The 20,461-nt window shown below is 65.9% G+C and carries 19 protein-coding genes; 9 read left to right on the top strand and 10 right to left on the bottom strand.

From position 1 onward, the window contains the following. Window positions 1-81 precede the first annotated feature (81 nt). From DOM66_RS02755 to DOM66_RS02775, 5 genes are all read right to left on the bottom strand, one after another. The gene (locus DOM66_RS02755) at window positions 82-711 is read right to left on the bottom strand and encodes an alpha-ketoglutarate-dependent dioxygenase AlkB family protein (RefSeq protein ID WP_245392348.1); all 630 of its coding nucleotides are present in this window, start codon (window positions 709-711) and stop codon (window positions 82-84) included. Next, entirely contained in the window at window positions 708-1,268 is a 561-nt protein-coding gene (locus DOM66_RS02760; protein WP_110677921.1) for a phosphatase PAP2 family protein, read from the bottom strand. Before DOM66_RS02760 ends, DOM66_RS02755 begins: the two co-directional genes overlap by 4 nt. After that, window positions 1,237-2,394, bottom strand: coding sequence for a glycosyltransferase family 4 protein (locus tag DOM66_RS19990; RefSeq protein WP_110689187.1), 1,158 nt, complete (start codon window positions 2,392-2,394; stop codon window positions 1,237-1,239). Before DOM66_RS19990 ends, DOM66_RS02760 begins: the two co-directional genes overlap by 32 nt. A 137-nt stretch (window positions 2,395-2,531) precedes the next feature. Then, window positions 2,532-3,422, bottom strand: a complete 891-nt coding sequence (locus DOM66_RS02770) for a M23 family metallopeptidase (protein ID WP_110689188.1) — start codon at window positions 3,420-3,422, stop codon at window positions 2,532-2,534. Next, window positions 3,362-4,237, bottom strand: coding sequence for an acyltransferase (locus DOM66_RS02775; protein WP_110689189.1), 876 nt, complete (start codon window positions 4,235-4,237; stop codon window positions 3,362-3,364). Before DOM66_RS02775 ends, DOM66_RS02770 begins: the two co-directional genes overlap by 61 nt. A gap of 390 nt (window positions 4,238-4,627) precedes the next feature. Between DOM66_RS02775 and DOM66_RS02780 the strand changes: the two genes are divergently transcribed. After that, window positions 4,628-5,926 carry an MFS transporter gene (locus tag DOM66_RS02780; RefSeq protein WP_110677913.1) on the top strand — a complete coding sequence of 433 codons (1,299 nt, stop codon included), beginning with the start codon at window positions 4,628-4,630 and terminating at the stop codon, window positions 5,924-5,926. A 115-nt stretch (window positions 5,927-6,041) separates the two neighbouring features. On the opposite strand, the gene DOM66_RS02785 is transcribed toward DOM66_RS02780, so the two are convergent. The 4 genes from DOM66_RS02785 to DOM66_RS02800 form a co-directional block, all read right to left on the bottom strand. Next, the gene (locus DOM66_RS02785; protein WP_110677911.1) at window positions 6,042-6,311 is read right to left on the bottom strand and encodes a GrxA family glutaredoxin; all 270 of its coding nucleotides are present in this window, start codon (window positions 6,309-6,311) and stop codon (window positions 6,042-6,044) included. A 173-nt stretch (window positions 6,312-6,484) separates the two neighbouring features. Continuing rightward, window positions 6,485-7,306, bottom strand: a complete 822-nt coding sequence (locus DOM66_RS02790) for an inositol monophosphatase family protein (RefSeq protein WP_245392349.1) — start codon at window positions 7,304-7,306, stop codon at window positions 6,485-6,487. A 53-nt stretch (window positions 7,307-7,359) separates the two neighbouring features. Then, a complete protein-coding gene (locus tag DOM66_RS02795; RefSeq protein ID WP_110677909.1) occupies window positions 7,360-7,896 on the bottom strand; it encodes a response regulator transcription factor in 537 nt (178 codons plus the stop codon). Window positions 7,897-7,967: 71 nt separating this feature from the next. Further along, complete coding sequence (locus DOM66_RS02800) at window positions 7,968-9,239, bottom strand: ATP-binding protein (protein WP_110677906.1); 1,272 nt, start codon at window positions 9,237-9,239, stop codon at window positions 7,968-7,970. Between the two features lie 258 nt (window positions 9,240-9,497). On the opposite strand from DOM66_RS02800, the gene DOM66_RS02805 reads away from it, so the two are divergent. The 3 genes from DOM66_RS02805 (at window position 9,498) to DOM66_RS02815 (ending at window position 12,521) form a co-directional block, all read left to right on the top strand. Then, window positions 9,498-11,087: a peptide chain release factor 3 gene (locus tag DOM66_RS02805; protein WP_110677904.1), complete on the top strand. Its 1,590-nt coding sequence runs from the start codon at window positions 9,498-9,500 to the stop codon at window positions 11,085-11,087. Window positions 11,088-11,274: 187 nt separating this feature from the next. Next, on the top strand, window positions 11,275-11,757 hold the full coding sequence (mscL, locus tag DOM66_RS02810) for a large-conductance mechanosensitive channel protein MscL (RefSeq protein ID WP_110689190.1): 483 nt from the start codon (window positions 11,275-11,277) through the stop codon (window positions 11,755-11,757). A 2-nt stretch (window positions 11,758-11,759) separates the two neighbouring features. Then, window positions 11,760-12,521, top strand: coding sequence for a TatD family hydrolase (locus DOM66_RS02815; RefSeq protein ID WP_110689191.1), 762 nt, complete (start codon window positions 11,760-11,762; stop codon window positions 12,519-12,521). Window positions 12,522-12,555: 34 nt separating this feature from the next. Here DOM66_RS02815 and ygfZ read toward each other — a convergent pair whose 3' ends face one another. Further along, the gene (gene ygfZ, locus DOM66_RS02820) at window positions 12,556-13,602 is read right to left on the bottom strand and encodes a CAF17-like 4Fe-4S cluster assembly/insertion protein YgfZ (protein WP_110689192.1); all 1,047 of its coding nucleotides are present in this window, start codon (window positions 13,600-13,602) and stop codon (window positions 12,556-12,558) included. 367 nt (window positions 13,603-13,969) lie between these two features. Between ygfZ and DOM66_RS02825 the strand changes: the two genes are divergently transcribed. The 5 genes from DOM66_RS02825 to cls all read left to right on the top strand — a co-directional run bounded on the left by DOM66_RS02825 (window position 13,970) and on the right by cls (window position 20,372). After that, a complete protein-coding gene (locus DOM66_RS02825) occupies window positions 13,970-14,167 on the top strand; it encodes a hypothetical protein (protein WP_110677897.1) in 198 nt (65 codons plus the stop codon). Window positions 14,168-14,234: 67 nt separating this feature from the next. After that, window positions 14,235-16,265, top strand: a complete 2,031-nt coding sequence (gene uvrB / locus DOM66_RS02830; protein ID WP_110689193.1) for an excinuclease ABC subunit UvrB — start codon at window positions 14,235-14,237, stop codon at window positions 16,263-16,265. A 16-nt stretch (window positions 16,266-16,281) separates the two neighbouring features. Next, window positions 16,282-17,115: an endonuclease VIII gene (gene nei, locus DOM66_RS02835; protein WP_110689194.1), complete on the top strand. Its 834-nt coding sequence runs from the start codon at window positions 16,282-16,284 to the stop codon at window positions 17,113-17,115. Window positions 17,116-17,300: 185 nt separating this feature from the next. Then, on the top strand, window positions 17,301-18,806 hold the full coding sequence (locus DOM66_RS02840) for a fumarate hydratase (protein WP_110689195.1): 1,506 nt from the start codon (window positions 17,301-17,303) through the stop codon (window positions 18,804-18,806). A gap of 144 nt (window positions 18,807-18,950) precedes the next feature. Then, window positions 18,951-20,372 (top strand): cardiolipin synthase, encoded by a 1,422-nt coding sequence (gene cls / locus DOM66_RS02845; RefSeq protein ID WP_110689196.1) that lies wholly within the window; start codon window positions 18,951-18,953, stop codon window positions 20,370-20,372. The last annotated feature ends 89 nt before the right edge of the window (window positions 20,373-20,461 follow it).

Below are 20,461 nucleotides of genomic sequence, written 5' to 3' on the forward strand. Positions count from 1 at the left end.
AGACCAGTGAACAGGACCGGTGCGCTCTGGTTGTCAGCGCGCATTCGCCCTCTCTACCAGGGCCATGTGTCCTGGTGCGGCTCAGCCGCAGACGCGACGGAAGGTGAGGCTGACGCGGGGGCCGGGGATCGCCCGCGGGGTGAGGGCGTGCTGCCAGCGGGATTGCGCGCCGGGGCCCATCAGCAGCAGGCTGCCGTGGGGCAGCCAGACGTTGAACGCCCGCTGCCCGGAATCCCGGTGACGCTCGCGGAAGCGTAGCGGTCGCTCGGCGCCGAGCGAGACCGCGGCGACCACCGGGTCTGGGCCCAGCTCGGGCTCGTCGTCACTGTGCCAGCCCATGCGTTGCTGGCCATCCTGATAGCGGTTGAGCAGAACGCTGTTGAACTCGGTGGTCGGCAACCCGGCGTGGGCCAGGGCTTGCTGCACCCGAGTGGCCAGTTCGGCCACGGTCGGGTGCCAGGGGGTCGGTACCAGCTGGCTGCCGGAGTAACGGTAGCTGGCCTCGGGGTCACCCATCCAGCACTGGGCGCGGGGGATGACGTGGTCGCGTCCGTAGACGCGGATAGCCGGGCTCTCCCATGCCACCTCGCGCAGCAGGGTGTCGAGCAGCGCACTGGCCGCCGCGGGGGAGAGAAAGGTATCGAGCCGGGCCAGCACCGGTCGGGTCTCGAGCCACTGCCACTCCCCGCGCGATGCGGCGCCAGCGCTCAAAGCGGGGGAAAGATCAGCGCTGCCAGCGCCTGGCTGGACCAGGCGAGGCCGGCGCCGATCAGGCCACCGATCAGGACGTCGCTCAGGTAGTGCAGCCCTAGCACCACCCGTGAGGCGGCAATCAGGCAGGCCAGGGGGAACACCACCGGCAGCAGGCTGGGCGTGGTGGTGGCGGTGAGCAGGGTGAACATCACCGCATGCAGGGTGTGTCCGCTGGGAAAGCTGTAGCGGTCCACCGGCGGCATGCTGCAGCGAATGGTCGAGAAGGTGATGTAAGGTCGCTCGCGGCACAGTCGGGTCTTGAGCAGCCGATAGAGCAGGGCGGCCACCGCGGTGGTCAGCCCCCAGTAGACGGCGATCAGCCAGCCGCGGGTGCCGTGCCACAGTGGCTGGCACAGGCACAGCAGTACCCACGCCGGCCAGTCGCCCACACGGCTGACCAGCCGGAACAGCCACAGCGTCGGCGAGTGGCGCGAAAGTTCGGCGAAGCGGTGGCTGAGGCGGCTCTCGAAGCGGTCGAGACGTTCAAACGTGAGACGTGTAGTGCGCGGCAGCATGCTGTGGCCTCTGGACCTGGATCATGTGGGCGAGGAAGCGGTCACCGATGTTGGACCAGCTCAGGGCGGCGGCGCGTTGCCGCGCCTGACGGCCGAGCTGGGCGTAGAGTGCGGGTTGGCCACTCAGTTTGCTGGCGGCTTGAATGAAGCCGTGGCGATCATCGGGGGCGATCAGGCGCCCGTCGACGCCATCGGTGATCAGTTCCTGGGCGGCGGCGTGCTCGAAGGCGACCACGGCCAAGCCACTGGCCATGGCCTCGGGCACCACGTTGCCGAAAGTCTCGGAGAGCGAGGGAAACACGAACAGGTCAGCGCTGGCGTAGTGTGCCGCCAATGCCTCGCCGGTCTGGAAGCCGGTAAAGATCGCCTCCGGCAGACGTCGGGCGAGGGTCTTGCGTGCCGGGCCGTCGCCCACCAGGACCTGGGCCAGGGCGGGATTGCTGCGCTGCATCGCCGCCATGCTGTCGGCGAGCAGTTCGATGTTCTTTTCCGAAGCCAGGCGGCCGACATACAGCGCCACCGGCTGATGCGGGCCGACGCCCCACTGGCGACGCAGCTCGGCGCTGCGCTTGCCGGGAGCGTAGCGCTGGGCATCGACACCGCGGGCGAGCACCGAAACGCGCTGGTAGCCCTGGCACTCGAGATGCTGGCGCTGGGCTTGGGTGGGCACCAGGGTCGCCTCGCAGCGATTGTGGAAGTAGCGCAGGCCACGCCGTGCAATGGGGATGCTCCAGCCCAGATGGTAGTTGCCGGCGTACTGATCGAAATTGGTGTGAAAACCGCTGACCACGGGAATCTGCAGATCGCGGGCGGCGTTGAGCGCCGACCAGCCGAGCGGACCCTCGGTGGCAATATAGAGCGCGTCGGGGCGCTCCTGGCGCCACAGCTTCAACAGCCGCCGCCGGCACGGCAAACCGATATGCACGTCGGCGTAGATCGGCAGCGACATGCCCCTGACATGAACGTCGCGCTCGGCCAGCTGGTCACGCTCGCCGCCGACCGGTTGCGGGCGGATCACCTGCAGGGTAACGCCCTTGGCGACGAGGTGGTTGGCCAGGTGGCGCAAAGTGTGCGCCACGCCATTGACTTCCGGAGACCAGGTTTCGCTGACCAGGGCTATCCGCATCACGATCACTCCCTTGCACGGCGAACGACCGCGTTGGCGGCGCGTGCGACCGTGTTGACCCTTCCTAGATCCTGCGTATCGCCAGTGACGTCAATGCGTCAAAGCGATGACGGTTCCATGACAAACCCCGTTATCGATCAGCGTAGCACGCGCGCGGGATCGATGGGCTTGCCGCCATGTCGTAGATCGAACAGCAGATGATAGTTGTTGGCGTTGGCGTCGTGGGCGATGTCGCACACGGGGTCTCCGCGGCTGACGCTCTGGCCCTCGCTCACCAGCAGCTTGCTGCAGAACGCGTAGACGCTCTGCATGTTGTCGGCGTGGTGCAGGATCACCACCTGGCCGAGCTGACGCATGCCACTGGCGAAGCGCACCTTGCCGGCGTTGGTCGCCTTGGCCTGGGCGGGCCCGCTGGTGGAGAGCAGCATCGGTTGCAGCGTGCCGTTGGCGTCGCGGCCGAAGGGGCGCGCGATGCGGTAATTGGACAGCGGCCAGGCCCACCCGTGCGCTGTGCGCGGCAGCGGGCCCGGGTCGGGCAGGCTGCGGCGGGCGGCGGGCGCACTGGCGTGAGCGCTGCTGCGGCGGCTGCCGGCGCTGCCAAGTGGTACCTGAATCAGCTGGCCCACGGCGAGGTTGCTCGGATCGAGCCCCGGATTGGCCGCCTGGACTCGCTGCGGGTCGGCACCGAAGTAGCGTGCGACGCCGTAGAGGGTGTCACCGCGGCGCACCTGATAGCGATAGGGGCCGCCGCCGGGGGCGCGCTCCTGGCGCGAGGGCAGCATCAGGCGCTGGCCCACCGCCAGGCGCCGTGCATCGACACCGGGGTTGAAGCGCTGCAGGCGCAGCAGCGGGATATCCGCCTGACTGGCGATCTTGCCCAGGGTGTCGCCGCGCTGCACCGTGATCCAGCCGTGGCTGGCCCGACCGCTGCCGCCCCCACCGCTGGCGCAGCCGCCGAGCAGCAGGATCAGGACCAGGAGTAAGAGGAGAGTGCCGCGTCTTTTTCCTGCCACAGGGTGTTGAGCCATGAATAGAAACGTTCCTTGTATTGGGCATCGTCGTAACGACCCGCGAGCATCCAGTCCGGCCGGTCGAGGCGTCTGACCACCAGTGCGATTTCTCCCTCGCGACCGCACAGAAAGTCCCAGAAGTTGGGCTGCTGACGCCGATAGTGCAGGGTCACGTCGAGGATGCCGTCGAGGCGCTCGCCGAGCAGACCGATCACCTGGGCCACGCCGCCGGCCTTGGGCCGCAGCAGATGCTCGAACGGGCTCGACTGGGCGTGACGCTTGACCGCGGTGAAGCGGGTACCCTCGACGAAGTTGTAGATCGCCATCGGCATTTCGCGGGCGTGGTCACACATGCGCTGGGTCGCCTGACGATCGCGCTCGGCGAGCTTGGGGTTGCGCGCCAGACGTTCGCGGCTGTAACGGCGCATGAACGGGAACTCCAGCGCCCACCAGGCGAGGCCGACGATGGGCACCAGTATCAGCTCGCGCTTGAGGAAGAACTTGGGCATCGGCAGGCGGCCGGTGAGCACGTAGAGCATGACGATGATGTCGGTCCAGCTGCGGTGGTTGGCGATCACCAGCCACCACTGCGTCGTAGAGAGGCCCTCCGGCAGCTCGCGATGGAGGCGCGGGCGCACCCAGTGGCGAATCCAGACGTTGTTGGTGCGAATCCAGGCCAACGCGATACGGTGCAGCCCGCCGAGCACGCGCAGTCGCGCCCGACGGGTGGGTGTGACCAGCTTGAGTGCGGTGAGCGCGATCAGCGGCACGCCCCAGAACAGGGTGTTGGCGATCAACAGCAGTACGCTGACGAGCCCCTTGAGGGTCGACATGCCATGCTCCATCAAAGACTTGGGGCAATGTTACTGGAATGTCGTCGAACTGCACAGATGGCCATGGCGGTGCGCGGGTCAAGGGTCAAAATCGTCATGCTGCCGGGTTTGGCGAGTGCCGAAAATCTGATCAATCCGAGTGCAATGCCGAGATGCTCGGCGAGCGTCGCGCCCGGACACCGGAAATGCACAGCGTTATCCACAGAAGATGTGAATAATTCGTGGCGCGCCACATCGGGGGCCATTCGTGAGTCGGAATAGGGTGGGCAAGTTGTTAGAATGCCGCTCCTTTTGCTTCTGCCTCACCCCGCGCGCGGCGGGATGCGGCCCGCCGGCCAGCGGTGGCTGTGTGCCGCCGTCGTGCCGTGTCGTCATCTACCGGAGGACTGTTTGCGCTCACTGCCTGCGACGCTGCCCATTCTGTTTCTGTGCGAGATCAGTTTCCTGCTCGGTCATGGCCTGATCATGACGCTGCTCGGTGTACGCATGTCGCTCGAGTCGTTCCCGTCGCAGATGGCCGGGCTGTTGATGTCCTGCTTCTCGCTGGGCTTCGTCGCCGGTAGCTACTGGCTCGAGAAGCGCATTCGCAGCGTTGGGCATATTCGCGTCTTCGCCGCCTGTGCGGCGCTGCTGGCGGCGACCGCGATCCTCCATGGGCTGTGGGTCAATCCCTGGGCCTGGCTGGTGTGGCGGCTGTTCGGCGGGGCGGCCACTGCCGGTCTGCTGATGGTGATGGAGTCGTGGGTCTCGGGGGAGTCGACCAACGAGAATCGTGGCCGGGTGCTCGGCTGGTATCTGGTGATCTCGACGCTGTCGCTGGCCGGCGGCCAGTGGATGCTCAATGCCGCCGATCCCGGCACCTTCGTGCTGTTCTCGGTCGCCGGCATCCTGTTCGCGCTGTCGCTGGTACCGCTCTCGATCCACCGTATCCACGGCCCGCTGCGCGGCCAGCACAGCGCGGCGGCGAAGATCTCGCTGGCCCAACTGTTCAAGCGCGCCCCGGTGGGGCTGACAGGAGCGTTCGTTGCCGGGATGATGGTCCAGGCGTTTTTCGCCATGACCCCCTACTACGGCCAGGAGATCGGCCTGAGCACCGGCCAGACCGCCCAATTCATGTCGATCACCACGCTGGTGGCGCTGGTGGCCCAGTGGACCCTCGGCCGGATCTCGGACCGCTTCGATCGGCGCAAGGTGATCCTGTGCATGGCGATCGTGATGACGATTTCCGGGGTGCTGATCACCTTCGCCGCGCGCTCCAGCTTCTGGCTGCTGGTGTTTGTGGCCAGTTTTCACACCGCCATGCTGCACACGCTCTATTCGTTGAGTCTGGCTCATACCCACGATTGGCTGGAGCCGGAGGAGACGATCCAGGCCAATGGCAAGATCCTGATGTGCTATGGCGTGGGCTCGGTGATCGGCCCGTTCAGCGCCTCGCTGCTGATGGATATCGCAGGGCCTGACGGGCTGTGGTACTTCCTCGGCAGCGCGGCCCTGTTGCTGGCGCTGTTCATTCTCTATCGCCTGTGGCGGCGCGAGCCGATCAAGACTCCGCAAGAGCAGGAGCCGTATACGCCGCTGGTGCCGCTGGTGGAGTCGACCCACTACATCAACGAACTCGATCCGCGCCACGGGCCGATCCAGTACGAGCTCGATCTCGACGGCCACGACTGGGACGCCGAGGCGGCCTGAGCCGCGTAACCGGCCGGATGCAAAACGCCCGCCACCGATAAGGTCGCGGGCGTTGTCGTGCTGGGGTGTCGCTTACGGACGCTGTGGACGCCGACCTGTCGAAGGCGCCTGTGGCTCAGGCGCTTTCCGGCATCAGGGCGTGATCACGAACGTACTGATCGAACTCGGTGAAGCCGCCGATGTGAGTCTGATCGACGAAGATCTGCGGTACGGTCTCCACCGGCTTGCCGATGGTCTTTTCCATGTCTGCCTTGGTGATGCCTTCGGCGTGGATGTCGATATAGCGGAAGTCGAAATCGTCACGCGCCTGTTTGAGCTGTTCGGAGAGCTCCTTGGCACGCACGCAGAAGGGGCAGCCGGGACGGCCAAAAATGACGGTCAACATCGAGCGGTCTCCTGTGAAAAGGGAATGACGTGAAACTGAATAGTCAGTGGGGCCTTATTCTTTCGTATTAAACCCCGGGTCGCCAATAGCGTCAGTCTACTCGGCCCATTGCGCGGGACTATGTCTCATCCGGCGCTATCCCCGTGCGCTGCTATCGCGTCCCGGGGCGCTGCTCAGTGCCGGAGCCGGCCACCTTCGTCGGCGTGGCGCAGCAGCTCGCCCAGTTCGCGGTGGATGTCCGGAGCGCTCACCAGCAGGTTCTCGCCATAGAGATCGACAGGCAGGTTGTCCGGGCAGGTGTAGAGGTGGCCGGTGCGCGCACCCGCCTCGCGGGCGATCAGCAGCCCGGCGGCGAAGTCCCAGGGCGAGACGCTCTCGTAGTAGGCGTCCAGGCGTGCGCAGGCGACATGGCAGAGGTCGAGTGCGGCGGAGCCATTGCGGCGGATGTCGCGACAGGCGCCGAGAACGTGGCTGAGACGGCGCACCAGCGGCTCGCGCTTGTCGCGACCGTAGGGGAAGCCGGTGGCGACCAGGCTACGCGCCAGGCTGTCGGCCTGGCTGCAGCGGATCGCCTGGCCGTTGCACCAGGCGCCCTGGCCGCGCACTGCGCTGAAGGTCTCGTCCATGAAGGGGGAGTGGACCACACCCAGCTCGAGCTCGCCATCCACCGCCCAGGCGATGGAGACCGCCACGTGGACGTGGTCGTAGGCGAAGTTGACCGTGCCGTCGATCGGGTCGACGACCCACAGTGGCCCTTCGCGCTCGAGCTGACTGCGGTCGGGGGAGAGCTCTTCGGTCAGACGTGCCTCGCCGGGAAAGTTCGCCTCCAGTTCGTCGGCGATCAGCTGGTCGACCGCGACGTCGACGTCGGTGACCAGCTCGTCACCGCCCTTGTAGCTTTGCGAGTAGTCCTGCGCGCGGCGGGCATCTTTGATGCGCTCGCCGGCCTGATGGGCGATACGAATCATCTGTTCGAGGCGCTGGGTGTGATCCAAGTGAGACTCCTGCGGGGGTCGAAAGCGGGTTAAGGCGAAGATCTGAGCGGAGCTTAGTGACGCACCGGGCGTTTCTGCAGCTTGCGCTGCAGGGTGCGCCGGTGCATGCCGAGCGCACGCGCGGTGGCCGAGATATTGCCGTCGTGCTCCTGCAGCACCTTCTGGATATGTTCCCAGGTCACGCGGTTGACCGAGGGTGGGTTGTCGGCGATCTCGACGTCGACGTCGCCACTGTTGCGATCCAGCGCGTGCAGGATCTCGTCGGCGTCGGCCGGCTTGCACAGGTAATTGACCGCGCCGAGCTTGATCGCTTCGACCGCGGTGGCGATGCTCGAGTAGCCGGTGAGCACGATGACCCGGCACTCGGGCGCCACCGTCAGCAGCTCGGGCAGCAGCTTGAGCCCGGAGTCCGACTCCAGCTTGAGATCCAGGGTGGCCAGATCCGGTGGCGCCTGGCGCGCCGCCTCGAGCGCCTCGGCCTGGGTGTGGGCGATGCTCACCTCGTAGCCGCGTCGGCGCATGGCGCGCTCCATCACGAAGCAGAACTGATCGTCGTCGTCGACGATCAGCAGACGTTCCTGATCACTCATGGCTATCCGTCCTCGATACTTTCCTTGCCAGTTGATGCAGAGAGCGACGGCATGGCCGTCGGGGCGGGCGCTCAGGGCTGCTCGCCGGCGCTGACCCGCGGCAGCTTGACCTCGGTCAGGGTGCCGCCCTCCTCGTGATTGTAGAGACTCACGCCACCACCGAAGCGGTTGATGGTGGCGTGGCTCAGAAACAGGCCGATGCCCATACCCTTGCTCTTGGTCGAGATGAAGGTGTCGCCGAGCTGATCGGCGATCGACATCGGCACGCCGGGGCCGTGGTCACGGATATCGATGATCAGCTCCTCGACGTTCCAGTCGAGGCTGGTCACGACCGCTTCCGGGCTGGCATCGGCAGCATTGTTGAGCAGGTTGATCAGCGCCTGCTCCAGCGTGGTGTCGACTGCGATCCAGGGCTGTCCACGGCGCCCGACGATCTCCAGTTGATGATGCACGTCCGGGCGCAGCACCAGCCAGCGCTGGATCAGCGACTCCATCCAGGGAATCGCGCGCAGCGTCTCCGGCTTCTCCAGGCGCCGACGGTCGGCATTGGCGACCAGGGTCTGCAGGCGCTGCTTGCAGGTGTCGACCTGGCGACGCAGCAGCTCGACGTCCTCGAGCAGTTGCGGCTGGTCGGCGGCGTCGTGGCGCATCTCGTTGAGCAGCACCGCCATGGTCGACAGCGGGGTGCCCAGCTCGTGGGCGGTGCCGGCGGCCTGGGTCGCCACGGCGAGAATCTGCTCGTTGCGCAGTGCCGCCTCGCGGGTGCGCGAGAGCGTCAGATCGCGGCGGCGCAGGGCGTGCGCCATCTTGAAGATGAAGAAGCTGAGCAGGCCGCCGGAGAGGATGAAATTGAGCCACATGCCCACGGTGTGCAGCTGGATGCCCGAGACCAGTTCGGCGCTGGCGAGCTGCGGCACCGGTTCGTAGAAGAGCATCATGAAGGTGTAGCTGGCGGTGGCGGCGAAGGCGATGATCCAGGCGTAGGACCAGGGCAGGGTGGAAGCGGCGATCGCCAGTGGTACCAGCAGGTAGGTGATGAAGGGGTTGGTCGAGCCGCCGGTGTAGTAGAACAGCAGGCTCAGGCCGGCGATATCGACCAGCCAGTGCAGCAGGTATTCGGTGTCGGTCACCGCCAGTGGCCGGCCCAGACGCCACCAGGTGGCCACGTTGCACAGCCCCATGGCGACGATCACGCTGATGATCGGCAGCACGTGGAGCTGGAACTTGAGCACTTCGATGCCGAAGATGATCGCCGCCAGGAAGCCGGTCCAGGTGATGCCGCGCACGATCGTCAGGCGCACCAGGTTGCGGTTCGGGGTCGAAAGGGGAAGCGCCTGCAACATTATCTCTCCGCAACGGCGATCGGCGATGTCGTCGCGCCCGCGCCAGTGGTCGAATACCCGCCTATGGTAACGCAGCCGGGCGGCTGGTGTGAGCGTGCACTGCCCCGGCGTCGTCAGGGCGTGCCGGGGGTGCTAGACCTCAGCCGCTACACCTCGCCGCCGCCAGCGCGTACAATCGCGCCCATTCTGAGCCTCTCTACACCCTCGCACGCGCGGTCCACTCGGCCGACGTGCCCTGTTTCGGTCAGCGAATTCTCCATGTCAGACATTCAGATAGCCCAGGAAGCGGCACTGCGGCGTACCTTCGCCATCATCAGCCACCCCGACGCGGGCAAGACCACCATCACCGAGAAGATGCTGCTGTTCGGCAATGCGATCCAGCTGGCGGGCTCGGTCAAGAGCAAGCGCGCCGAGCGTCATGCCACCTCCGACTGGATGAAGATGGAGCAGGAGCGCGGCATCTCGGTGACCACCTCGGTGATGCAGTTTCCCTACAACGGGCGGGTGGTCAACCTGCTCGATACCCCGGGGCACGAGGATTTCTCCGAGGACACCTACCGCACGCTGACGGCGGTCGACTCGGCGCTGATGGTGATCGATGGCGCCAAGGGCGTCGAGGATCGCACCATCAAGCTGATGGAGGTCTGCCGCCTGCGTACCACGCCGATTTTGACCTTCGTCAACAAGATGGACCGCGAGATTCGCGATCCGGTCGAAGTGATGGACGAGATCGAGACAGTGCTCAATATCCAGTGTGCGCCGATGACCTGGCCGATCGGCATGGGACGGGCCTTCAAGGGGGTCTACCACCTCTATGACGATGTCGTTCACCTCTACACCCAGGGTCAGGGCAACCGGATCCCCGAGGACAAGCGCATCGAGGGCCTCGACAGTGAAGAGGTGGATCGCGTGCTGGGTGCCAGCGTGGCCGAGGAGCTGCGCATGGAGGTGGAACTGGTGCGCGGTGCCTCCCACGCGTTCGATCTCGATGCCTATCGCCGCGGCGAGCTGACGCCGGTCTACTTCGGTACCGCCATGGGCAACTTCGGCGTGCGCGAGATGCTCAACGGCTTCGTCGAGTTCGCCCCGGCGCCCCAGGCGCGCGAGACCGACGCCCGTGAAGTGGTCTCCGACGACGGCCGCTTCTCCGGCTTCGTGTTCAAGATCCAGGCCAACATGGACCCCAAGCACCGCGACCGGGTCGCCTTCCTGCGCATCTGCTCGGGCAAGTACGAACGCAACATGAAGATGCGCCACGTGCGTATCGGCAAGGACGTCAAGATCGCCGATGCCCTGACCTTCATGGCCTCCGATCGCGCCCACGTCGAGGAGGCCTGGCCTGGCGACATCATCGGTCTGCACAACCACGGCACAATCCAGATCGGCGATACTTTCACCGCCGGCGAGGACATGCGCTTTCTCGGTATCCCGCACTTCGCCCCCGAGCTGTTCCGCCGCGTGCGGCTGCGTGATCCACTCAAGATGAAGGCGCTGCAGAAGGGGTTGCAGCAGCTCTCCGAGGAGGGCGCGACCCAGGTCTTCCTGCCGCTGGACAACAACGATCTTATCGTCGGAGCGGTGGGAACGCTGCAGTTCGACGTGGTCGCCCACCGGCTCAAGGAGGAGTACAAGGTCGACTGTCTGTATGAGCCGGTCAACGTCCATACCGCGCGTTGGATCTACTGCGACGACGCCAAGAAGCTCGACGAGTTCAAGCGCAAGGCGAGCCTCAACCTGGCCTATGACGGCGGCCACTATCTCACCTATCTGGCGCCGACCCGGGTCAATCTGCAGATGACCCAGGAGCGCTGGCCGGATATCACCTTCCGCGCGACGCGTGAGCATTGATAGCGTGAGCCCCGACGTCGGAAGGCGCCGAACGCGCGCGCCAGCGGGCACCGATCGGGCGGCGGCAACGTGCTTGTCGCCCACTGGCGCCTGGGCCATGCTGTTGGCGTAGGGTATCTATCTAGGGGAGGACGCGCCGGCCGGCGTGTCTCGCAGCGGGTGATCGACTCAGTCAAAGGGAACGTCGATGGCTTCCAAATTTCTCAAGGAGTTCCGCGAATTCGCGGTCAAGGGCAATGTCGTCGACATGGCCGTGGGCATCATCATCGGTGGGGCCTTCACCCTGATCGTGCAGAGCCTGGTCAAGAACATCATGAACCCGCTGCTGGGGTTGCTGATCGGCGGCGTGGATTTCTCCAACTTCTTCGCCGTGCTCAAGGAGGGCGCCACGCCCGGGCCCTATCCGTCGCTGGCGGCGGCACAGCAGGCGGGGGCGGTGACCCTGGACTACGGGCTCTTCCTCAATGCGGTGATCAGTTTCGTCATCGTCGCCTTTGCCGTTTTCCTGCTGGTGCGCACCATCAACCGGCTCAAGCGTGAAGAAGCGGTGGCGCCCAAGGCGCCCAGCGACAAGGCCTGCCCCTACTGCTTCATGACCATCCCGATCAAGGCGACCCGCTGCGGCCACTGCACCGCCGACCTGCCCAGCGACGCGCCATCCACGCCCTGACGATGCTGTTCGACGCCCACTGCCATCTCGATTTCGCCGCCTTCGACGCCGACCGCGAGGCGGTGTTGGCGCGGGCACAGGCCGTCGGCGTCAGACGTTTCATGGTGCCCGCTACCACGCGGGCACGCTGGCCGGCGGTGAGTGCGCTGGCGGCGCGCGACGACGTGGTGATCGGGCTGGGGCTGCACCCCTATTTCGTCGCCACCCATCGTGACGAGGATCTCGACGCACTGGGAGAGGCGCTGGCGCAGCGCCGTGAGGTTGTCGCGGTGGGCGAGTGCGGCATCGATGCCCGGTTTGCGGAGACGTTGCCGCGGCAGTGGCAGCTGTTCGAAGCCCAGCTGCAGCTGGCCAAGCACTATCGGCTGCCGCTGGTGATCCACTGCGTGCACGCCAACGACCAGGTCGCCAAGCGGCTGCGGCAGCTGGCGCTACCCGCGGGGGGGCTGATCCATGCCTTTTCCGGTAGCCCGCAGCAGGCCCATCGCTTCGTCGATCTCGGCTACCATCTGGGCCTGGGCGGTGCTGCCACCCATACGCGTGCCCAGCGGCTGCAGCGGGCCATCGCTAGCTTGCCCGACGATGCCTTCGTGCTCGAGACCGATAGCCCCGACATGCCGCCGGCCGGGCGCCAGGGGCAGCGTAACGAGCCGGCCAACCTGACTGAGGTGTTGACGCGGGTCGCCGCGCTGCGCCGCTGCCCCGAGGCCGAGGTCGCTGCCCAGGCCTATGCCAATACTTGCCGTCTGTTCGCCTGCGCCTAGCCCACGAGGTAATGATCCGCGGCGCTGACCGGCGTCACGCCTGAGCGGGCTCGCTGGCAGCGGCCAGGGTTTCCGGATCGAGGCGTTCGAGCGGGTAGGGCAGTGGCTGGCGCGTCAGCTCGCGGCCCTCTACCTGGAGTGGCGCATCATCCGCGGCCGCGGTGCTGATCACGATCAGCAGCTGGCAGCCGGTGCCGCTCGGGTCGGCCTCTGCCTGGCACACCTCGCCGACACGCTTCTCCTGTCCATCGCGAATCTCGCTGCCGAGCGCCGGTGGCGTGTCGCCCGTGAGCCATGCCACCCCTAGACGGCGCTTCACCTGACCGCGGAAGTGGGCGCGTGCCACCACCTCCTGACCGGTGTAGCAGCCCTTGCGGAAGCTGATGCCTCCCAGCGCCTCCCAGTTGATCATCTGCGGCAGATAGCTGTCGCTGTGGGCCTGGGTCAGCCAGGCCAGGCCGGCGGCGATATCGGCGCGCTGCCAGCGGGCGGTGCCGCTCACCGGCAGCTCGGCGGTCAGTGCCGCCCATTGCGCCTCGGCCTGGGCCTCAGGCAGTGCCAGCAGCCAGCGTGGCTGGGGCCCGGGGTGGCGCACCACAACCGTATCTCCGTGCTGTTGCATGTGCCAGTCGGTCGAAGGCCACGCGGTCGTGGCCGGGGTGTCACCGATCACGCCGAGCAGCACCAGATCGTCGCGGGCGGCCAGGGTCATCTTGTAGAAGGGGGCGTACTTGTCGAGCTGCTGCTTGAGCGGCGCCACCAGCGAGGCGTGCAGCAGTAGCCAGTAGTGCTCGGGTGCCACCTGCAGCAGCTCGGCGTTGGCCAGTACCCGCCCCTTGGGGGTGCAGAACACCGTCAGCGGTGCCAGGTTGCCGTTGGCGTGCTCGACGTTGGCGCTGGTCTGGCCCTGCAGGAAGCGCGCGGCATCGGCGCCGCGGCACTCGAGCACGGCCAGATGTGTCAGCGGAACCAGCGCCGAGGCGCTGCTCTCCGGCTGACGGGCGTCGTCAGGGAACTGCCAGTGCAGCGCGTCGCGTGGCTCGCCGCCCTGGGCTTCGAGATGCGCCGTCCAGTCGTGCATCGGGTCACTCCGGTGGTCAATGGTGAGTGGGGGTCGTCGGCGATGACCATCCATCGCGAGCGAGGGGGCATGGGGCCCGACAATGGCCTCAACATGGTGACGATGGTGCCATATTGCAACGCTGTCCAGGTCAAGTCCGCAACGGACTCAGGTCAAGTCCAAAACGCACTATGCTTGCCCATGCGGCGTTGAAAATCGGCGCCGGAGACGCATTTACACCGCGTGAACGGGTAAGTCAGCCCGGTCCGTCTTCGCCAGGTTTCGCCCTTCATGGCCTTCGCGCGTCGACTTTTCAAACAAAGCCCAGGCGCTGAGGTGCTATTCTCATCAATGGTTTCGAATTCATCCCGCGGTTAGCGAGTCATCCATGTCCCGAATCAATCTGGCCCTCGACGGTGTCACCACTCCCGAGGATCTCAATCGTGTCACCACGGCGCTGATGATGGTCGATGGCGTCGAGAGCGTCGATATCGGCCGCGACTGGGCCGAGGTCGAAGGCAGTGCCCCGCGCAGCGCGCTGATCAAGGCCGTCAGCGAGCTGGGAAAGGGCTACGTCGCCCGTTGAGATTTCATCATCGCGATCATCGCGCGCCGCCCTTGAAGCGACCGGCTCTGGACCCTACCTAACGATCATGAACAAACCCTTCAAGATTCACTCCAAGTACCGCCCCGCGGGTGACCAGCCCGCCGCCATCGAGGGCTTGGTGCGTGGGCTCGGGGCGGGGCTGTCGCATCAGACGCTGCTCGGGGTCACCGGGTCGGGCAAGACCTTCACCATGGCCAACGTGGTCGAGACGCTGCAGCGTCCGACCATCGTGCTGGCGCCCAACAAGACGCTGGCGGCCCAGCTCTACGGTGAGTTCAAGAGCTTCTTCCCCGACAACGCCATCGAATACTTCGTCTCCTACTACGACTACTACCAGCCGGAAGCCTATGTGCCGTCATCGGACACCTTCATCGAGAAGGATGCTTCCATCAACGACCATATCGAGCAGATGCGACTGTCGGCGACCAAGGCGCTGCTCGAACGCCGCGATGCGCTGATCGTGGTCTCGGTCTCGGCGATCTACGGCCTGGGGGACCCCGAGCAGTACATGAAGATGCGGCTGCACTTCAACCGCGGCGAGCAGATCGACCAGCGCCAGTTCCTGCGCCGTCTCGCCGAGCTGCAGTACACCCGCAACGATGCCGACTTTCGCCGCGGTACCTATCGTGTGCGCGGTGACGTGATCGATATCTTCCCGGCGGACGCCGAGGACGAGGGCGTACGGGTGGAGCTGTTCGACGACGAGATCGACTCGATCCGGCTGTTCGATCCGCTCACCGGTGAAGTGCGCGGCCAGGTGCCGCGCATGACCATCTACCCCAAGACCCACTACGTCACCCCGCGGGACACCATTCTCTCGGCAATCGATGCGATCAAGCAGGAGCTCACCGAGCGGCTCGACTATCTGCGCAAGCACGAGCGGCTGGTCGAAGCGCAGCGCCTCGAGCAGCGTACCCTCTACGACATCGAGATGATGCTGGAGCTGGGCTACTGCAACGGTATCGAGAACTACTCGCGCTATCTCTCCGGCCGCGAGCCGGGGCAGGCGCCGCCGACCTTCTTCGACTATCTGCCCGACGATGCGCTGCTGTTCATCGACGAATCCCACGTCAGCGTGCCCCAGGTGGGCGGCATGTACAAAGGTGACCGTTCGCGCAAGGAGACGCTGGTGGAGTACGGCTTCCGCCTGCCCTCGGCGCTCGACAACCGCCCGATGCAGTTCGAGGAGTGGGAGAACATCCTGCCGCAGACGGTGTTCGTCTCGGCCACGCCCGGCCCCTACGAGCAGGCGCACGCCGGGCAGGTGGTGGAGCAGGTGGTACGCCCCACCGGGCTGGTCGACCCGGAGATCGAGGTGCGTCCGGCGTCTACCCAGGTCGACGACCTGCTCTCCGAGATTCGCCTGCGCATCGAGGTCGAGGAGCGGGTGCTGGTGACCACCCTGACCAAGCGCATGGCCGAGGATCTCACCGAGTATCTCGACGAGCACGACGTGCGCGTGCGCTATCTGCACTCGGACATCGATACCGTGGAGCGGGTCGAGATCATCCGCGATCTGCGGCTGGGCAAGTTCGATGTGCTGGTGGGGATCAACCTGCTGCGCGAGGGGCTGGATATTCCCGAGGTGTCGCTGGTGGCGATCCTGGATGCCGACAAGGAGGGCTTCCTGCGCGCCGAGCGCTCGCTGATTCAGACCATCGGCCGCGCCGCACGCAACGCCCATGGCAAGGCGATCCTCTATGGCGACCGGGTCACCGACTCGATGCGCCGGGCGATCGACGAGACCGAGCGTCGCCGAGCCAAGCAGGTGGCGCACAACGAGGAGCACGGCATCGTCCCGCGTACGGTGACCAAGTCGGTCGCCGACATCATGGAAGGGGCCCAGGCCCCGGGTCGCAAGGGCGGGCGCAAGCGCGCCGAGCAGCGCGTGGCCGAAGCGCCCGGCAGCTACACTCGCGACGAACTCAGTGCGATGAGTGCGCCGCAGCTGACCAAGGAGATCGGCAAGCTCGAGGATCGCATGTTCGAGGCGGCACAGAACCTGGAGTTCGAGCAGGCCGCCAAGCTGCGCGATCAGCTGCAGACGCTCAAGGCGCGTCTGCTCGAGCTGGGTTGAGAGGCGAGGGGAGGTCATGCCGGAGGGCCCCGAGATTCGGCGCGTCGCCGACCGCCTGGGCAAGCTGCTGATCGACGCGCCGCTATGTGAGGTGTGGTTCGCTTACGCCGACCTCGCGCAGGAGGCACCCAGGCTGGCCGAGAGCCGTGTGGTGGCGGTGGATAGTTGGGGCAAGGCGCTGCTGATCACCTTCGCCGATGATCAGGTGCTCTATGCCCACAACCAGCTCTACGGGGTGTGGAAGGTGCACCGGCGCGAACGCGAGCCGGATACCGCCCGCGTGCTGCGGGCGAGGCTGGTCACGCCGACCCACGCCGCCAGTCTCTACAGCGCTTCCGATATCTCGCTGTGGACCCGCGATACTCTCGCGCAGCAGCCGTTTCTGGCACGCCTGGGGCCAGATCTGCTCAGCCACGACGTCAGCCCGGGGGAGGTCGCCGAGCGCTTGATGCTGCCGGCGTTTCGCCGCCGCGGGCTGGGCGGGTTGCTGCTGGATCAGGGCTTCTATGCCGGTATCGGCAACTACCTGCGCTCGGAGATCCTGTTCTATGCCGGGCTGCCGCCCAAGATCACTGCCGAGCGGCTGTCGCCGCGCAGGCGCCGGCGTCTTGCCGAGGTGATGCTGCGCACCGTCGCCCAGGCCTACCACGAGGCCGGGGTGACCAACCGGCCGACCTGGCGCCGACGCCTGCAGCGTCAGGGGCTCAAAAGGGCGCGCTGGCGGCATGCGGTGTTCAACCGTGCTGGCCAGCCATGCCACGCCTGTGGCAGTGAGATCGTCAAGCTCATGGTCGCCTCTCGGCGGCTCTATCGCTGCCCGCATTGCCAGCCCGATACGCCGGCTGGCTGATCTCCACCGGGCCCATCTGGGCAAGTCAGCGTAGGAAGAACCCAAATTTATACCGTTATCTTATTTAACGAGATCATGATCACGCCTGCCGAATGTCAGCAATTGCGGTAAGATGCCGGCCACCAGAATACCCGCCACCCGCGCCGAACAGTGGGGGCAGTCACCGTGATAGCAGGAGTGCCGTGATGACCGTGATCCGTCAGGAGGATCTCATCCAGAGCGTGGCCGATGCGCTGCAGTACATCTCTTACTACCATCCCAAGGATTTCATCGATGCCATGAACGCGGCCTACGAGCGGGAAGAGAACCCTGCGGCGCGCGATGCCATCGCCCAGATCCTGATCAACTCGCGCATGTGTGCCACCGGTCATCGTCCGATCTGCCAGGACACTGGCATCGTCACGGTCTTCGTCCATGTCGGCATGGACGTGAGCTGGGCGTGCGAGCTGAGCCTCGATGACATGATCAACGAAGGCGTGCGGCGCGCTTACACGCTGCCGGACAACGTCCTGCGCGCCTCGGTGCTGGCGGACCCTGACGGCAAGCGCAAGAACACCGGCGACAACACGCCGGCGGTGATCCATCACAAGCTGGTGCCGGGCGACACCGTCGAGGTGCACGTGGCAGCCAAGGGGGGCGGCAGCGAGGCCAAGTCCAAGTTCGCCATGCTCAACCCGTCGGACAACGTGGTCGACTGGGTGCTCGAGCAGCTGCCCAAGATGGGCGCCGGCTGGTGCCCGCCGGGTATGCTGGGCATCGGCATCGGTGGCACCGCGGAGAAGGCGATGGAGCTGGCCAAGGAGGCACTGCTCGACCCCATCGACATTCAGGCGCTGCAGGCCCGCGGTGCCAGCAACCGCGCCGAGGAGCTGCGACTCGAGCTGTTCGACAAGGTCAACCAGAGCGGCATCGGCGCCCAGGGCCTGGGCGGTCTGACCACGGTGCTCGACATCAAGGTCAAGGATTACCCGACCCACGCCGCCAACAAGCCGGTGGCGATCATTCCCAACTGCGCCGCGACCCGCCACGTGCACTTCACGCTGGATGGCAGTGGGGCGGCTGAGCTGCCGGCACCCAAGCTCGACGACTGGCCCGAGATCACCTGGGAAGTGGGTGAGGGCGTGCGGCGGGTCGATCTGGATACACTGACGCCGGAGATGGTGCGTGAGTGGCAGCCGGGCGATACCGTACTGCTGTCGGGCAAGCTGCTGACCGGACGCGACGCTGCCCACAAGCGCATGATCGACATGCTCTCCAAGGGCGAGTCACTGCCGGTGGACCTGAAGAATCGCTTCATCTACTACGTCGGCCCGGTCGATCCGGTGGGTGACGAGGTGGTCGGTCCAGCGGGGCCCACCACGGCGACGCGCATGGACAAGTTCACCCGCACCCTGCTCGAGGAGACCGGCCTGCTCGGCATGGTCGGCAAGGCCGAACGCGGCCCGCTGGCGATCGAGGCGATTCGCGACAATCAGGCGGTCTACCTGATGGCCGTGGGCGGTGCCGCCTATCTGGTCGCCCAGGCGATCAAGAAGGCCGAGGTGATCGCGTTCGACGACCTCGGGATGGAAGCGATCTACGAGTTCGAGGTCGAGGACATGCCGGTCACGGTGGCGGTCGATCATCTCGGCACCTCAGTGCATCAGACCGGCCCGGCCAAGTGGAAGGCGATCATCGCCGAACGCGGCTGAGCGAGCGTGAACGGGCGATGACATATCGCCCGTCGCAGTCACGAGGGAGCCTTGGGGCTCTCTCGTTTTTTTTGGGTATGATGGCTGGATCGAGACATTCGACAGGAGTCGGTGCATGGTGCAGGGCGGCGTGGAGTTTCGGCAATGACATGGATCATCGGTACGCTGCTGTTTCTGTGCCATCTGGCGGGTGCCACCACCGCTGTCTTCGCACTGATGTCGAGCCGCACCTCCCAGGGCGCGGTGGCCTGGATCATCACCCTGGTGCTGTTTCCCTACTTCAGTGTGCCCATCTTCTGGATCTTCGGGCGGCCGCGCTTCTATGGTTACGTCTCGGCGCGCGGTGAGCGTGACACCGTACTGCGCCAGGTGCTCAAGCGCTATCGCCCGCACATGGAGGATTACGTCTCGCGACCGGAGGCGGTGAGCGGGCGTATCCGTGCGGTGGAGCAGCTGGCGATGATGCCGATGACCCGCGGCAACCGGGTAGAGCTGCTCATTGACGGCGAGCGCACCTTCGAGAGCCTCTTCGCCGGCATCGACCAGGCCGAAGAGTACATTCTGGTGCAGTTCTTCATCGTGCGCGCCGATGAGATCGGTCTCGCCTTCAAGCGCAAGCTGATCCATCAGGCTGAGCACGGGCTCAACGTCTATTTCCTGTATGACGAGATCGGCAGCCATAGCCTGCCCGGGGGCTACCTGCGTGATCTGGAGGAGGCCGGGGTGCGGGTCTCGGCGTTCAACTCCTCAAGGGGCTGGCGCCATCGTTTCCAGGTCAACTTCCGCAATCATCGCAAGATCGTGGTGGTCGACGGTCGTGCCGGCTGGACCGGCGGGCTCAACGTCGCCGACGAGTATCTCGGCCGGGTCGAACGCTACGGCGCCTGGCGCGACACCCATCTCAAGCTGGAAGGGCCCAGCGTACTGGCCCTGCAGGAGGCGTTCTGGGAGGACTGGTACTGGGCTACCGGGGATATCCTCGCCCTTGGCTGGCGCATCCATCATGTCGCGGATGCCACTCAGCACGTGGCGATCGTGCCTTCCGGCCCTGCCGACGGCCGCGAGACCGCGAGCCTGCTGGTCCAGCACGCCATCCACGGCGCGCGCCACCGGCTGTGGGTCACCAGCCCCTATTTCGTACCCGATCACGGTGTCCAGGATGCACTGATCCTGGCTGCCCTGCGCGGTGTCGACGTGCGTGTGCTGATCCCCGAGCGGCCGGATCATCTGCTGGTGTTCCTGTCGGCGTTCGCCTTCTTGCCCGAGATGATCCGCAACGGGGTCAAGATCTACCGCTATCAGCCAGGCTTCCTGCATCAGAAGACGCTGCTGGTCGACGATCACACCGCCATGGTCGGCACCGTGAACCTGGACAACCGCTCGTTCCGGCTCAACTTCGAGGTGACCGCCTATGTCCCCGACAAGACCTTTGCCGGCGAAGTGACGGCCATGCTGGAGCACGATTTCGCGCATAGCCGCGAGGTGACCGAACAGGAACTGGCGGCGCGTCCACTGTGGCGCAAGGTGGTGTCGCGGGCCACCTACCTGCTGTCGCCGATCCAGTGAAGGCGCTCTCAGCCAGGGCCCAGTCGTCCAGGGCTGGGTCGGCCTAGACATTCAAGCGCACCCGCGCCCGTGGCATCCGGCGCGGAACC

It is taken from the genome of Salinicola endophyticus, from assembly GCF_003206575.1.
GTDB classification, from domain to species: domain Bacteria; phylum Pseudomonadota; class Gammaproteobacteria; order Pseudomonadales; family Halomonadaceae; genus Salinicola; species Salinicola endophyticus.

What these genes read in the sequence shown, in the direction of transcription:
- uvrB (WP_110689193.1), top strand. Translation starts at nt 14,235, where the DNA reads ATGAACAAACCCTTCAAGATTCACTCCAAGTACCGCCCCGCGGGTGAC.
- DOM66_RS02795 (WP_110677909.1), bottom strand. Translation starts at nt 7,896, where the DNA reads ATGAGTGATCAGGAACGTCTGCTGATCGTCGACGACGACGATCAGTTC.
- nei (WP_110689194.1), top strand. Translation starts at nt 16,282, where the DNA reads ATGCCGGAGGGCCCCGAGATTCGGCGCGTCGCCGACCGCCTGGGCAAG.
- DOM66_RS02805 (WP_110677904.1), top strand. Translation starts at nt 9,498, where the DNA reads ATGTCAGACATTCAGATAGCCCAGGAAGCGGCACTGCGGCGTACCTTC.
- DOM66_RS02840 (WP_110689195.1), top strand. Translation starts at nt 17,301, where the DNA reads ATGACCGTGATCCGTCAGGAGGATCTCATCCAGAGCGTGGCCGATGCG.
- DOM66_RS02775 (WP_110689189.1), bottom strand. Translation starts at nt 4,237, where the DNA reads ATGTCGACCCTCAAGGGGCTCGTCAGCGTACTGCTGTTGATCGCCAAC.
- DOM66_RS02800 (WP_110677906.1), bottom strand. Translation starts at nt 9,239, where the DNA reads ATGTTGCAGGCGCTTCCCCTTTCGACCCCGAACCGCAACCTGGTGCGC.
- DOM66_RS02760 (WP_110677921.1), bottom strand. Translation starts at nt 1,268, where the DNA reads ATGCTGCCGCGCACTACACGTCTCACGTTTGAACGTCTCGACCGCTTC.
- cls (WP_110689196.1), top strand. Translation starts at nt 18,951, where the DNA reads ATGACATGGATCATCGGTACGCTGCTGTTTCTGTGCCATCTGGCGGGT.
- DOM66_RS02770 (WP_110689188.1), bottom strand. Translation starts at nt 3,422, where the DNA reads ATGGCTCAACACCCTGTGGCAGGAAAAAGACGCGGCACTCTCCTCTTA.
- ygfZ (WP_110689192.1), bottom strand. Translation starts at nt 13,602, where the DNA reads ATGCACGACTGGACGGCGCATCTCGAAGCCCAGGGCGGCGAGCCACGC.
- DOM66_RS02825 (WP_110677897.1), top strand. Translation starts at nt 13,970, where the DNA reads ATGTCCCGAATCAATCTGGCCCTCGACGGTGTCACCACTCCCGAGGAT.
- mscL (WP_110689190.1), top strand. Translation starts at nt 11,275, where the DNA reads ATGGCTTCCAAATTTCTCAAGGAGTTCCGCGAATTCGCGGTCAAGGGC.
- DOM66_RS02785 (WP_110677911.1), bottom strand. Translation starts at nt 6,311, where the DNA reads ATGTTGACCGTCATTTTTGGCCGTCCCGGCTGCCCCTTCTGCGTGCGT.
- DOM66_RS02815 (WP_110689191.1), top strand. Translation starts at nt 11,760, where the DNA reads ATGCTGTTCGACGCCCACTGCCATCTCGATTTCGCCGCCTTCGACGCC.
- DOM66_RS19990 (WP_110689187.1), bottom strand. Translation starts at nt 2,394, where the DNA reads ATGCGGATAGCCCTGGTCAGCGAAACCTGGTCTCCGGAAGTCAATGGC.